This is a genomic window from Pseudomonas sp. AC083 (assembly GCF_979253165.1).
Genome location: NZ_CEEDDH010000189.1, coordinates 1 through 262, shown reverse-complemented (window position 1 = coordinate 262; position 262 = coordinate 1). Strand labels below are relative to the sequence as shown.

1 pseudogene is annotated in these 262 nt (G+C 47.3%); it reads left to right on the top strand.

The features are described from left to right. Positions 1 to 262 (top strand): annotated as a pseudogene (locus tag AC0IXA_RS27675) (hypothetical protein); the annotation flags it as partial.

Sequence of the window (262 nt, the reverse complement as noted above, 5' to 3'; positions counted from 1 at the left end):
GCTCAGATGTGTCTTTTTGTGTACACGGAGGCACAGCACTAGCGACAGGACGTGGAGAAAAACTGAAGCATATCGCGACACCGCCGCATTGCTGGGTGATTTTAGCGAAGCCGGTGATTGGGGTATCTACAGCTGAAGTTTATAGACAATATGACGCAAGCAAAGTAGAACACCCAAATGTACAGCGTATGATTGAAGCCATTGAAGCGAAAGATTATAAAGAGATGTGCGGCTCACTCGGTAACGTTCTGGAGTCTGTGAC